This is a genomic window from Niveibacterium umoris (assembly GCF_014197015.1).
In the GTDB taxonomy this organism is placed as follows: Bacteria; Pseudomonadota; Gammaproteobacteria; order Burkholderiales; family Rhodocyclaceae; genus Niveibacterium; species Niveibacterium umoris.
Genome location: NZ_JACIET010000002.1, coordinates 193,737 through 205,975, shown reverse-complemented (window position 1 = coordinate 205,975; position 12,239 = coordinate 193,737). Strand labels below are relative to the sequence as shown.

The 12,239-nt window shown below is 66.4% G+C and carries 12 protein-coding genes; 8 read left to right on the top strand and 4 right to left on the bottom strand.

All coding sequences use genetic code 11. The features are described from left to right. Positions 1 to 8: 8 nt before the first annotated feature. Complete coding sequence (locus GGR36_RS13040) at positions 9 to 890, bottom strand: LysR substrate-binding domain-containing protein (protein WP_183635171.1); 882 nt, start codon at positions 888 to 890, stop codon at positions 9 to 11. Positions 891 to 998: 108 nt separating this feature from the next. Here GGR36_RS13040 and GGR36_RS13035 point away from each other — a divergent pair, with 108 nt between their 5' ends. Next, positions 999 to 1,388 carry a VOC family protein gene (locus GGR36_RS13035; protein ID WP_172201427.1) on the top strand — a complete coding sequence of 130 codons (390 nt, stop codon included), beginning with the start codon at positions 999 to 1,001 and terminating at the stop codon, positions 1,386 to 1,388. 169 nt (positions 1,389 to 1,557) lie between these two features. Further along, positions 1,558 to 2,370: an HAD family hydrolase gene (locus GGR36_RS13030; RefSeq protein WP_183635170.1), complete on the top strand. Its 813-nt coding sequence runs from the start codon at positions 1,558 to 1,560 to the stop codon at positions 2,368 to 2,370. A gap of 42 nt (positions 2,371 to 2,412) precedes the next feature. On the opposite strand, the gene metW is transcribed toward GGR36_RS13030, so the two are convergent. From metW to GGR36_RS13015, 3 genes are all read right to left on the bottom strand, one after another. Further along, positions 2,413 to 2,994 (bottom strand): methionine biosynthesis protein MetW, encoded by a 582-nt coding sequence (gene metW / locus GGR36_RS13025; protein WP_172201425.1) that lies wholly within the window; start codon positions 2,992 to 2,994, stop codon positions 2,413 to 2,415. A gap of 1 nt (position 2,995) precedes the next feature. After that, positions 2,996 to 4,123, bottom strand: a complete 1,128-nt coding sequence (metX, locus tag GGR36_RS13020; RefSeq protein WP_183635169.1) for a homoserine O-succinyltransferase MetX — start codon at positions 4,121 to 4,123, stop codon at positions 2,996 to 2,998. Between the two features lie 234 nt (positions 4,124 to 4,357). Continuing rightward, on the bottom strand, positions 4,358 to 5,980 hold the full coding sequence (locus GGR36_RS13015) for a methyl-accepting chemotaxis protein (RefSeq protein ID WP_183635168.1): 1,623 nt from the start codon (positions 5,978 to 5,980) through the stop codon (positions 4,358 to 4,360). A gap of 249 nt (positions 5,981 to 6,229) precedes the next feature. Here GGR36_RS13015 and GGR36_RS13010 point away from each other — a divergent pair, with 249 nt between their 5' ends. The 6 genes from GGR36_RS13010 (at position 6,230) to GGR36_RS12985 (ending at position 11,932) form a co-directional block, all read left to right on the top strand. Next, a complete protein-coding gene (locus tag GGR36_RS13010; RefSeq protein WP_183635167.1) occupies positions 6,230 to 7,312 on the top strand; it encodes a sigma-54 interaction domain-containing protein in 1,083 nt (360 codons plus the stop codon). A gap of 145 nt (positions 7,313 to 7,457) precedes the next feature. Further along, a complete protein-coding gene (locus GGR36_RS13005) occupies positions 7,458 to 7,718 on the top strand; it encodes a hypothetical protein (protein ID WP_183635166.1) in 261 nt (86 codons plus the stop codon). Then, positions 7,719 to 8,324, top strand: a complete 606-nt coding sequence (locus GGR36_RS13000) for a Pvc16 family protein (RefSeq protein ID WP_183635165.1) — start codon at positions 7,719 to 7,721, stop codon at positions 8,322 to 8,324. It abuts the gene before it with no gap. After that, positions 8,321 to 9,166 carry a hypothetical protein gene (locus tag GGR36_RS12995; protein ID WP_183635164.1) on the top strand — a complete coding sequence of 282 codons (846 nt, stop codon included), beginning with the start codon at positions 8,321 to 8,323 and terminating at the stop codon, positions 9,164 to 9,166. Before GGR36_RS13000 ends, GGR36_RS12995 begins: the two co-directional genes overlap by 4 nt. A 9-nt stretch (positions 9,167 to 9,175) precedes the next feature. Then, positions 9,176 to 11,464, top strand: coding sequence for a phage tail sheath family protein (locus GGR36_RS12990; RefSeq protein ID WP_207064422.1), 2,289 nt, complete (start codon positions 9,176 to 9,178; stop codon positions 11,462 to 11,464). A gap of 15 nt (positions 11,465 to 11,479) precedes the next feature. Beyond that, the gene (locus GGR36_RS12985) at positions 11,480 to 11,932 is read left to right on the top strand and encodes a phage tail protein (protein WP_172201417.1); all 453 of its coding nucleotides are present in this window, start codon (positions 11,480 to 11,482) and stop codon (positions 11,930 to 11,932) included. The last annotated feature ends 307 nt before the right edge of the window (positions 11,933 to 12,239 follow it).

The window sequence follows — 12,239 nt, the reverse complement described above, 5'->3', positions numbered from 1 at the left end:
AGCGGCCGCTAGACGGCGTCGGCACTGGCAAGGCAGTCGAGCAGTACGGCGGCCCACAGCCGCGCGGTAACCGACGGGTAGTAGCTCAGGTAAAAGCCGGTTGCGGCGGGTTTGGCGTCCGCCAGCGGAATCTCAAGCAGGCGCCCGAGCTTGATCTGCTCGGCCACCAGATAGCGCGGTAGCAGCGTGATGCCCAGCCCGGCGCGCACGCCTTCGAGCAGCGCGAAGCTGTTGCCGAGCACCCGCGTATCGGCCAGCGATGCCAGTTCCAGCCCCGCTACCGCAAGCAGATCACCCCAGCTGTGGCTGCGCTCGGCATTGCGCAGCAGCAGGCGGTGGCGGGCCAGCGTGCTCACCGTGTCCGGAATGCCGTGTGCGTCGGCGTAAGCGCGGCTGCACACCAGCACGTTCGCACTGGTCAGCAGCGGTTCGTGCACCAGCCTCTCCTCGTTCGGCTCGTTGCGCACTGCGAGGTCGAAGCGGCTATCGACCAGCGCAACCGGCTGGTCGGACAGATGCAGGTCGACGATCAGACCGCGTGCCTCGATCTGCGGCAGGCGCGGCGTGATGTAGCAGCTGCCGAGGTCCACCGGCGCCGTGACGCGGATGCGCTGGCGTTCGCTGCCGACGCGGATCATGTCCAGCGTGCGCTCGATCGACTTCTCCGCGAGCCGGTACTCCTCCAGCAACAGCGCGCCGCGTTCAGTGAGCTTGAGCGGTTGGCCATGGCCGCGGATGAAGAGCGGAAAGCCCAGCCGTTCTTCGAGCTGGCGGATCTGGTAACTCACGCCGGCCTGCGTCAGTACCAGTTCCTCGGCGGCCTTGGAAAAGCTCGCATGGCGCGCCACCGCAGCAAAGCCCGGCAGATGATGCAGCAGGGTTCTGATCACAAGTAGAACTTATAAAAACAGAAGAAATACAAGTTTGGCTTTTGATTGTTGGCCGCGCAAGATGCAGTCATGGCCCCGCTGACGGGGCGTGGTTGAAAGGATTCAGGCATGAAGATCGAGCATGTCGCGATCTGGGCGGCGGACCTTGAAGCACAGCGGCGTTTCTACGAAACGCGCTTCGGCGCTACCGCCGGCGATCGTTACCACAACACGCGCAAGGACTTCCGCTCGTACTTCCTCAGGTTCGCCGATGGCGCGCGGCTCGAGCTGATGGCGATGCCCGGCATCCCCGCCAGTCAGGACAGCGTGGCGGCCCAACGTCTCGGGCTGATCCATCTGGCCTTCTCGGTCGGCAGCCAGGAAGCGGTAGACCAGCACCATGCGCAAAGCGTGGCCGAAGGGCTGCGCGTGCTCGACGGCCCGCGCTGGACCGGCGATGGCTACTACGAATACGTGCTGCTCGATCCGGAAGACAACCGAATCGAAGTCACGATCTGAAGGGGCTGTGCGAAACACGCGCGCTTTCGTCGCGATACGGCGTTGCTCACGAAAAACTCCGCCTTGCATATCAAGCATATGCGGCGTTGGAGTTTTTCGTTCGCGCCTTGTCTCGCTTAGAAACCGCGGTGTTTCGAACCCCCTGAACACGCAACAAGGTTGAACAAAGATGAACGGAATACGACTGATCGCCTGCGATCTGGATGGCACCCTGCTCGACGAACAGAAGCAGCTGCCGGCTGACTTCGCCCACACGCTGGCGCAGCTCGCGGCGCGCGAGGTGGTGTTCTGCCCGGCGAGCGGGCGGCAGTATCACAGCATCCTGGCGCTGTTTCCCGAGCTGGCGGCGACGATGCCGGTGATCGCGGAAAACGGCGCGCTGGTGATGATGGGCGAGCGGGAGCTGGCGTCGAGCTGCCTCGCGCGCGCGGATGTGAGCGAACTGGTGGCGATCTGGCGCGGGCTGGTGCAGCAGGGCCTCGATGTCGGCGCGGTGATGTGCGGCAAACGCTCGGCCTATGTCGAGCGCGGCGGCACGGGATTCATCGACGAGGTCGCCAAGTACTACCCGCGGCTGGAAGTGGTCGATGACCTCGCCGCCGTGGCGGATGACTTCCTCAAGCTCGCCCTGTGCGTGCCGGGATCTGCCGAACGCGACATCTACCCGCACTTCGCGGCGCTCGGTCCGTCACTCAAAGCGGTGGTATCGGGCGAGCGCTGGGTCGACGTGATGGCGGCAGGCGTCAACAAAGGGCGCGGGCTGCAGCAGTTGCAGGCGGCGCTGGGCATCGCCCGTGAGCAGACGATGGCCTTCGGCGACTTCGTCAACGACCTTGAAATGCTCGACGAGGCCGCCCACTCCTACGCGATGAAGAACGCGCATCCGGCGGTGGTGGCGCGAGCGCGTTTCCGCGCGCCCTGCAATACCGAGCGCGGCGTGCAACGGGTGATCCACAGCCTGCTGGCCGGCGCAGCGGCCTGAGCCCGAGGTGGTGCAGGGCGGCCCGGCGAGCCGGGCCGTGTTTCAGCGCGCCAGCCGGTACATCGCCATGCTGGCGAGGAAGTTGGCCTCTTCGGCCACCGGTTTGTCTTCGTCGAACGCGGCGCGCTCAAGGATGCGGATGCCGCGCTGCTCGCACAGCGCCTCGAAATCCGCGATCGTGAAGAAGCGGACGTTCGGCGTGTCGTACCACTCGTAGGGCAAGGTCTCGGAGACCGGCATGCGGCCGTTGAGGATCGCCTGCCGGTGCTTCCAGTAACCGAAGTTCGGGAAGCTCACCACCGCTTCGCGGCCGACGCGCAGCATCTCGTCGAGGATCTTCTCGGTGTGGTGCACCGCCTGCAGCGACAGGCTCATGATCACGTGATCGAACTGGCCGTCGTTGAAATCGGTGAGGCCCTTCTCAAGGTCGATCTGCAGCACATTCACGCCGTTGCGGATGCAGGCCACGACGCGATCGGGGTCGGCTTCCACGCCGTAACCCTTGATGCCCCGGGTGTCACGCAGGAAGGCGAGCAGGCTGCCGTCGCCGCAGCCGAGGTCCAATGCGGTATCGCCGGGCTGCACCCAGCGCGCGATCACTTCAAAGTCGAAACGGGTAGACATCTCAAACTCCAATGCCGTCGAACCACGCGCGCAACACCGCGTGGTACTGCGGATCGTCGAGCAGGAAGGAGTCATGGCCGGCCGTGCTTTCCAGCTCGGCGTAGCTGACCTTGAGGCCGTTCTGGATCAGCGCGAACACCAGCTCGCGCGAGCGCTCCGGCGAGAAGCGCCAGTCGGTCGAGAACGAGGCGACGAAGAAGTCGGCCTTGGCGCGCGCGAGCGCGGCGGCGAGGTCGCCGTCGTAGTCGAAGGCCGGGTCGAAGTAGTCCAGCGCCTTGGTCGCCAGCAGATAGGTGTTGGCGTCAAAGTAACCGGCGAACTTGTCGCCCTGATAGCGCAGGTAGGACTCGATCTCGAACTCCACGTCCCAGTGATACTTGTGCTCGCCGTGGCGCAGCTTGCGGCCGAATTTCTCGCCCATCGCGTCGTCCGACAGATAGGTGATGTGGCCGACCATGCGCGCGAGCTTGAGGCCATTCACCGGCACCACGCCGTGCTCGTAGTAGTGGCCGCCGTGGAATTGCGGGTCGGATTTGATCGCCTGCCGCGCCACTTCGTTGAACGCGATGTTCTGCGCCGAGAGTTTCGGCGCCGCGGCGATGATCGCGGCGTGGCGCACGCGGTCCGGGAAGGCCAGCGTCCACTCCAGCGCCTGCATGCCGCCGAGGCTGCCGCCCACCACGGCCGCGAAGCGTTCGATCCCCAGCAGATCGGCCAGCCGGGCCTGTGCCGCGACCCAGTCTTCCACCGTCACGAAGGGGAAGTCCGCGCCCCAGGGCTTGCCGGTGGCCGGGTTGATCGAGGTCGGGCCGGTCGAGCCATAGCAGCCGCCCAGGTTGTTCACCCCGATCACGAAGAACTTGGTGGTATCCAGCGGCTTGCCGGGGCCGACGAGGTTGTCCCACCAGCCCACGCTCTTGGGCTTGCCGGCGTAGGTGCCCGCCACATGGTGCGAGCCTGACAGCGCGTGGCAGACCAGCACCGCGTTGTCGCGCTGGGCGTTAAGGGTGCCGTAGGTCTCGTAGACGAGATCGTAGGCTGGCAGCACCGCGCCGCTTTTCAGCGTGAGCGGCTCTGCGAAATGCGCCGTCTGCGGCGAGACGACGCCAACGGATCCGGAAGAAGTCATGGTTGCCCGTCAGAAAAACAAAAACCCGACCGGCTCATCGGAGAGCAAACGGTCGGGCTGCCCTCGCTTTAGCCGGATTTGTAATGCGCCCGCAAGCTGTAGATCAAATCGGCGCAGTGGCAGGAAACTAACGCGCAGGCGGCGTGAAGTCAAACAGTCCGGTCAAGGCGGAAAAGAAAACGGGGGCCGCCGCTTGTTGGCGGCCCGCCGTCAGGAGCGTCTCTCCCGGTCCGCTCAAAGCCTGAATTTGGATACCGCGGCGCGCAGCTCGGAGGCCATCGCCTCCAGATCCCCCACCGATCCGGCGCTGCGCGTGATCGCCGCGTTGGTCGAATCGCTCATCTGCGCGATCCGCTCGATGTGCTCTGCGATCGCGTGGCTGGCGGCGCTTTGTTCGTTGTAGGTCTCGACCAGCTCGGCAACTTCGTGGCGGGTGGTATCGGCACCGCTCTTGAGCGAACCGAGCGCCGGGCCGAGACGGCTGATCGCTTCGACCGACGAATTTGCCTGCGTCGCGGACGCGCGCATCACGCGGGCGACACTTTCGGTCTCGCCGTGGATCGCGCCAAGCGCGGTCATGATCTCGCTGGTCGCCTTGCCGGTCTTTTCGGCCAGCTTGCGCACCTCGTCCGCTACCACCGCGAAGCCGCGGCCTTGTTCGCCCGCGCGTGCCGCCTCGATCGCGGCGTTGAGCGCCAGCAGGTTGGTCTGGTCGGCGATCTCCTTGATGATGCCGGCGATGCCGCTGATGCGGGTGGAGTGCTCTTCGAGGCGGCCGATGTTGGACGCAGCGGTATTCACCGACTCGGCGACACGACCGACTTCGCCGCTGGCTGCTTCGGCCAGCACCGAGCCTTCTTCCGACATGCGGTGCGCGTTCTGCGCCTCTTCACGCACCCGCGCGGCCCGCTCGGCGACATGGTCGAGGCCGGCGGTCATCTCCTGCACCGCGGCGGCGATACCGGCGGCGGCCTCGTTCTGCTGCGACGCACTGCCTTCGATCTCGTGATAGGCGTTGTTCAGATGCTGCGCTGCACCGGCGATATTGGCGCTGGACTGCTCGATCGCGCCAATCATGGTGCGCAACTGTTCCTGCATCGCACCGAGCGCGGCGAGCAGCTTGCCGGTTTCGTCATGGCGTTCGACTCGAATCTCGGTGCTCAGGTCACCGGCCGCGATCTTTTCAGCCAGTTTGACCGATTGGCCGAGTGGCCGGGTCACCGAGCGGATGATCGAGAACGACAAGGCTGCCGCCGCGACGAGGCCGACCAGCGCGATCGCCATCGTCGAGTTCTTGATCTTGGTGGCAGTGGCTGCGACTTCGGCGTTCGACGCCTCGGTATCCTTCACCTGCATCTTCAGCAGCGCGGTCAGCGCATCGATCGCCTGCTCGAAGGCTGGCAGTGCGTTGGAGCGGAATTCCGACACTGCCTGCATGCGGTCGCCTTCGCCGTACATCTTGACCAGCTTGTCGCGCGACTCGGTGAAATCCTTGTAGCTGCTCTGGAAGGCCTTGATCTGTTTCTTCGCGGCCGGGTCGTCCATGGTCTTGAAGGCCGCCTGCAGCCCCTTGAGCGCTTCGGCGTCGAGCTTGCGCATCGCTTCGAAGTGTTCTTCCGCGGTCTTCACGTACTGGGTTTCCATCGCCAGCACGATGCGCATGCGGCTGCGGTGCAGCGTATCGAGCGAGACGCCCAGCTGGGACATTGGCACCGTGTGCGCGACGTAGGCGGATTCGATCTTCTCGGTGGCGCTGGACAACCCGTTGCGGCCGATGATGACCACGACGACGACCAGTGCAAGCAGGAAGCTTGACAGCAGAACCAGTCTTGACGAGATCCGCAGGTTCTTGAACATGTTCTTATTGACTCCGGAAGGTGGACTGGCAAGTGACTACAGCGTTATCGGCCGCAAACGGTTCAACTTGAGGGTGCCGAAACACCTGTTTGCAAAGCGGACCGGCAAGGGATGGGCGTCTTTCCCTTGCCTGCCCGCTCGATCTGGTTCGACCAAAAAACATGACGGGTGCGTGATGCTCGCCTATAACGGGTACTCGTTCCAGAAGACTTGTCGTCCCGCGTAAGGGGGATGGCGGTGGAGGCCCGCATGTCTGCCCTGCAGAACCTGATCGGACAGTCCCAGATATTCCTGCGCGCGGTGGCGCTGATCGAGCGCATGGCGCGCTTTGACGCGCCGGTGCTGGTCACCGGCGAAACCGGAACCGGCAAGGAAGTCGCGGCGCGGGCAATCCATTACCTTTCGGCGCGGCGCGATGCGCCCTTTGTACCCATCAACTGTGGCGCGCTGCCCGACGCGCTGATCGAAAGCGAACTCTTCGGCGCGGAAAAGGGTGCCTACACCGACGCCCGGCAATCACGTGGCGGGCTGGTCGAAGCGGCCGACGGCGGTACCCTGTTCCTCGACGAGCTCGAGTCGCTGCCGCCGCGCGCACAGGTGTCCTTGCTCCGCTTCCTGCAGGATCAGACCTATCGCCCCTTGGGAGGCACCCGTGAGAAGGCAGCCAACGTGCGGGTCGTCGCGGCGGCCAGTCCGCGCCTCGCCGGGTTGATCGAAACAGGCGTTTTTCGCCCGGATCTGGCGTGGCGCCTCAACGTGCTGGCGGTGGAGTTGCCACCGCTGCGCGACCGCCCCGGTGACGCCACGCTGCTGGCCGAACACTTCCTGAGCCGCTATGCGCGCCGCTATCACGTCGCGCCGTGCACCCTCGATCCGGCGAGCCTGCCCTGGCTGGAATCACGCCCCTGGCCGGGCAATGTGCGCGAGCTCGACAACCTGATCCATCGCAGCCTGTTGTTGTGCGATGGCGGCGTGATGCGGCTGGGGGTGCTGCCGGCCTCCCGCCGGGCGCCCGAGGCCCATGCGCCGGTGAATTTCAACGATGCGCGCGCCGCTGCGATCGAGCAGTTCGAGCGCCAGTATCTGGAAAACCTGATGCGGCAGACCGGCGGCAACGTCAGTCTCGCTGCCCGAATCGCGGGCAAGGAACGCCGCTGCTTGGGCAAATTGCTGAAGAAATACGGCCTCGACCGGCGCCCCGCCGACATCGCCACGGCCCCTGGGTCTGCCCAGACCCACCCGGGTCCGGTGCAACCCGCCTTCCGTGACCGCCGCTCGCCCACCCGCCGCCACTGGCCGGTGACGCTGGAGCGCCGCAGCTTCAACGCCTGAGGGCGGGTCCGCCGCCACCCGCCGAAAGGTCTGGTCTGCGCCCTGCGGACCGACGACTTCCCAATCGAATCAAAGACATGGCGTGCCGCCGCGCGCCTGGCACGCCGCTCGCATAAAGGGGCCATTGCGCCTTACGGAGGTCGGCGTGTGCCCAGTCAGCGACCCGAATCTGGGTCGGATCGTCGAAGCAATCGAGAGCTACCTCTCCGCTCACCCCGGTGCCGCGGACAGCGAGCTCGGGATTGCCGAGTGGTGGTTGCCGACCGAAGGGGTGGATGGCGACCCGGCACTGGTCGCCGCCGCGCTGCAATGGCTGACGACTCACGGGCGGGTGGAGCACCACACGCTGCCTGACGGTCGCCAGATCTTCCGTGCAACCCGGGCGATGCCCCATGGAGACAACTGAGTGGCAGGTACGCAAGCGATCGCGACGGTAAGCAAGACTTTGCGCGGGCTGCTCGAAGAAGGGCGGCCGGCCGAGTTCGCCGATATCCCGGTGGCGCTGCTGCGCCCGGTCGACTTCGACAATGGCTATGCCAAGGTCACAGATGGCACCGAAAAGGGCTTTGGTCTGCTGCTGCATCGCGTCACGCCCAACACGGCCCGGCGTCCTCAAACGCCGCGTGTCGCGCCGGACGGCACCCGCCTGCGCCCGTCCTTGCCCGTCGACCTGCACTACCTGCTGGCCGTGTGGCACACCGATGTGGCAATCAGCCAGATGATGCTGGGCTGGGCGATGCGCGTGCTCGAAGACGTTTCACTCCTGCCGGCGCATCTGCTCAATCACTACGCCCCGGTTGCCGGCGTGTTTGGCGAGGAAGAGGGCGTCGAACTGGTCTGCGATCCGCTCGCGATCGCCGACTGGCTGGGCCTGTGGGACAAGCTCAAGCCGCATCTGGTGATCGGCACCACCTACCTGGCGCGCGCGGTGCTGCTCGATTCGAACGCGCCGCTGCACAGCTATGGCCCGGTACTCGAACGCATCTTCCCGTTTGGCGAGGCGACGCCGTGAGCGTGCAAGTGATGGAACGGCTCGCGCTGCGCCCGGGGGTCGGGCTGCGGCTGGAAGATCCCTTCGGCGGCCCGCTCGGCGAAGGGCTCAAGGTCAGCATCGTGCTTGCCGACAGCGGCTTGCCTCCGGCGCCGCTGACGTCGACGCCCTCCGGCCACTGGGCCGCGCATGGCCTGCCGGGTCTGCGGGCGTGGGAGGGGGGCGAGGTGGACGACCCCGCGCCGCTCGCACGTCTGTTTGAAGTGAGTGTCGCCGACCCGCGTGGCCGGGTGCTGCCGACGCGTTTCCGCGTCTCGCTGCCGCAGAACCGCCTCGCACACCTCACGTGCCCCGGCGCCTTGCCGGCCGACCCTCCGATCGAGCACTTCCCGATCCCGCTCTTTTCGGCCCCGGCACGCTCCGCGCCGGCGGGTTGGGCCGCCGTACGGGCGAGCCTGCGCGAGCTGCCGCCCGGCGATCCGGACACGGCCACGCCCGCCGCCTGGGCGCTGGTCAGGGTGCTGAAGGGCGCCACGCTGTTGGCGCAGGGGCTGGCCGATGCCCGTGGCGAAGTGATGCTGGCCTTTCCTTACCCCGAGCCGCCCGACGCCGGTGCGACGCCGCGCAGCGCCTTCGACCACCGGTGGGGTTTGACGCTTTCTGTCTGCTACGCCCGCCTCGACCCGAAAACCGTGCCGCTGCTGTGCACCGTACTGGCGCAGCCGGCCAAGTCACTCGCCCGATCCGTCGCCGGTGATCCGCCGGTGGTGGATCCGGGCGCCGACCTCTCCCTCAGCCTGCGCTATGGCCAGCCGCTTGCGGTGGCTACTACCGGCGCGCGGGCGCTCTTCGTGCAACCCTAGGAGCTCGCCATGCCCGAATATCTCGCACCCGGCGTGTACGTCGAAGAGACGTCCTTCCGTGCCAAATCCATCGAAGGCGTCAGCACCACGACCACCGGTTTCGTCGGCCCCTGCCGCTACGGCCCGATCACACAGCGGCCGGACATCCTGACCGGGCTGGTCGAGTTCGAATACTTCTACGGCGACGGCCGCGCGCTGGCCTTCGACGACAGCGGCACGCCGGTCGGCGGTACCAACTACATGTGGCACGCCGCGCGCAGCTTCTTCGAGGAAGGCGGCAAGCGCCTCTACATCAGCCGCATCTTCCGCCGCATCGACGATACCGACCCGGACAACCCCAAGCCCTACGGCCCACCACCCGATACCCTCAGCGACGATGCCGCGGCCGCCTTGCTGGCTGAAGTGGCCGAGACCCAGCCCGACGGTCACGCCCGCGCGCTGCTGGTGTCCGACAGTGTGGCGAACGCGCTGGAACTGGTGCGTCAGGCGCGTGCCTGCGCCACCGCCAAACTGGGCGCGCATGCCGCTGAAGTCACCGCGGCTGTCACCGCCATCACCGCCGCGCTGGCCAAGGTCACAGCGCCGACGCCGCTACACGATGCCGCCAGCGCGACCAAGGACGCCGCCACCGCCGCGGCCGCCGCCGACGCCGCGGGCACCGCCGCCGCAGTACACGCGCTGCAAACCCACGCCGACGCGCTGGAAGATCTGGCGCTCGGCGAGGCGCTCGCGATACGCGCCCGCTTCCCCGGTGCGGCGGGCAACTTCCGCGTGCGGCTCTTCTTCCGCTTCGGCCAGAACGTGCTCGGCCTGCGCGATGGCGAACCGTCGGTTGCCGGACTCGGCCACCACGATGTGGTGTTGATCGACACGCCGGATGGTGCCGCCAACCAGCTCTACCGGGCTGCGTGGGACAACGCCGCGCGCACGTGGAACTTCGAGCCCGCCGACGGGGGTACCGATCTCGAACTGGCAGACCTTGACCCCGGCAACAGCGACCCCGACAGCCGTCAGCGCATGCGCATCCTCAGCCTCGCGGTCTCGGTCGAGCCGATGGACGCCTCGCGCAGCGCCGAAGTCTGGGACGGACTGGCGGCCGACCCCGCCCACACCCGCAACGGCGCGCCCGACGCGCTGACCGCCACCTTCCGCGTGCTGCCCGCGGCCGACCCGCAGGCACGCGCGCTGCCGATCGAAGTGTTGGCGGGGGATGCGCTCGACACCGGGCTCGAGCTGGTCGCGCTGATCGCCGCGGCCCATGCGGCGGCCAACCCGCTCGGCGGTGCTGCGGCCGACGCGACCAACGATCTGGCCACGGCCTTGCGCAACCCGGACGTGGATGGCGCGATCCGCTCGATGGAGATTCACCTTGCCGGCGGCAACGACGGTGCGCCGCTCACCGCCACCGAATACACCGGCCGTGCCGAGCTGACGGATCCGTACAAGACCGGCCTCGCATCGTTCGAAGACATCGAGGACATCTCGATCGTCGCGGCACCGGGCAGCACCTTTGGCTACGAGCTGTCGGACAGCTCGCGCAGCAATGCGCAGGCGATCCTCAACACCGTCATCGCGCACGCCGCCCGCATGCGTTACCGCATCGCCGTGCTCGACAGCGGCAACGACCAGTCCATCGCTGCCGTGCGGACCATGCGCGCCCGCTTCGATTCGACGTACGCCGCGCTGTACTACCCGTGGGTCAAGGTGCGCGACCCGATCACGCGGCAAGACCTGATGCTGCCGCCCTCGGGTTTCGTCGCCGGCATCTACGCGCGCAACGACATCGAACGCGCGGTGTGGAAGGCACCGGCGAACGAAGTGGTGCGCGGCGCGATCGGTTTCGAGCTGATGCTCAACCGCGCGCAGCAAGAGGTGTTGAACCCCGAGGGGATCAATTGCTTCCGCTACTTCGAAGGTCGCGGTATGCGGCTGTGGGGGGCACGCACGATCAGCTCCGACCCCGAGTGGAAGTACGTGAATATCCGCCGCTACTTCTGCTACCTCGAACGCTCGATCGACAAGGGCACGCAGTGGGCGGTGTTCGAGCCGAATGGCGAGCGTCTGTGGGCGAACGTGCGCCGCACGATCGAGGACTTCCTGCTCAACGAATGGCAGTCCGGTGCGCTGCTCGGCGACCGGCCGGAGAAAGCCTACTTCGTGCGCTGCGACCGCTCGACCATGACGCAGAACGATCTCGACAACGGGCGTCTGATCTGCCTGATCGGCGTCGCACCGCTCAAACCCGCCGAATTCGTCATCTTCCGCATCGGGCAGTGGACTGCCGATGCACGTCGCTAACTGGAGACCCCGACCATGGCCGTGCTACGCGATCGCCCCTATGTGCAGTTCAACTTCCTCGTCGACCTCGGTGACGGCAACACCGAGGGGCCCGACGCAGGCTTCCAGGAAGTCTCCGGCATCGGTATGGAAGTCACCGTCGCCGAATACCGCAACGGCAACGAGCGTGAAAACTCGGTGCGCAAGATCACCGGGCTCAACAAGAGTACCGACGTCACCTTGAAGCGCGGCGTCATCGGCTCGCTGCGCCTCTACAACTGGCTCAACGAAATCCGCAACGGCAACCAGAACGCAATGCGCACGGTGACGATCCAGTTGCAGAACGAGGATCACACCGAAGTCGTGCAGACCTGGAAGCTCCTGCGCGCCCGCATCATCAAGCACACCTCGGGGCCGATGAACGCCAAGGGGACGGATGTGGCGATGGAGGAGTTGGTGCTCGCTTACGAGCGGCTGGAGATGGAGTGAGGGGAGGCGTCGTGCTTTTCGCACGGGATGGCCTCGCGCTTGTCGCAGCCGACGTGGCGGCGGGCTTAGGTCTGGCTGAGCTTGGCGAAGCCCAACGTTCTTCCTGCAGCTTGCGATTTGCGCTGTCCGGTTGCGGCGGCCTTCCCGTTCAAGCCGGGTCCCGGCCCGGCGGCCGGGGTACTTTCTTTGTGCGAACAAAGAAAGTACCCAAAGAAAGTCGCCCCGCTTCAACGCCCCTTGCTGCGCAAGGGGTGCCCTGCGCTGCTCGAAACATCGGGTGGCTGCGGAACTCGGCCCTGCGGGCCTC

What these genes read in the sequence shown, in the direction of transcription:
- metX (WP_183635169.1), bottom strand. Translation starts at nt 4,123, where the DNA reads ATGACTTCTTCCGGATCCGTTGGCGTCGTCTCGCCGCAGACGGCGCAT.
- metW (WP_172201425.1), bottom strand. Translation starts at nt 2,994, where the DNA reads ATGTCTACCCGTTTCGACTTTGAAGTGATCGCGCGCTGGGTGCAGCCC.
- GGR36_RS12990 (WP_207064422.1), top strand. Translation starts at nt 9,176, where the DNA reads ATGCCCGAATATCTCGCACCCGGCGTGTACGTCGAAGAGACGTCCTTC.
- GGR36_RS13030 (WP_183635170.1), top strand. Translation starts at nt 1,558, where the DNA reads ATGAACGGAATACGACTGATCGCCTGCGATCTGGATGGCACCCTGCTC.
- GGR36_RS12985 (WP_172201417.1), top strand. Translation starts at nt 11,480, where the DNA reads ATGGCCGTGCTACGCGATCGCCCCTATGTGCAGTTCAACTTCCTCGTC.
- GGR36_RS13010 (WP_183635167.1), top strand. Translation starts at nt 6,230, where the DNA reads ATGTCTGCCCTGCAGAACCTGATCGGACAGTCCCAGATATTCCTGCGC.
- GGR36_RS13035 (WP_172201427.1), top strand. Translation starts at nt 999, where the DNA reads ATGAAGATCGAGCATGTCGCGATCTGGGCGGCGGACCTTGAAGCACAG.
- GGR36_RS13015 (WP_183635168.1), bottom strand. Translation starts at nt 5,980, where the DNA reads ATGTTCAAGAACCTGCGGATCTCGTCAAGACTGGTTCTGCTGTCAAGC.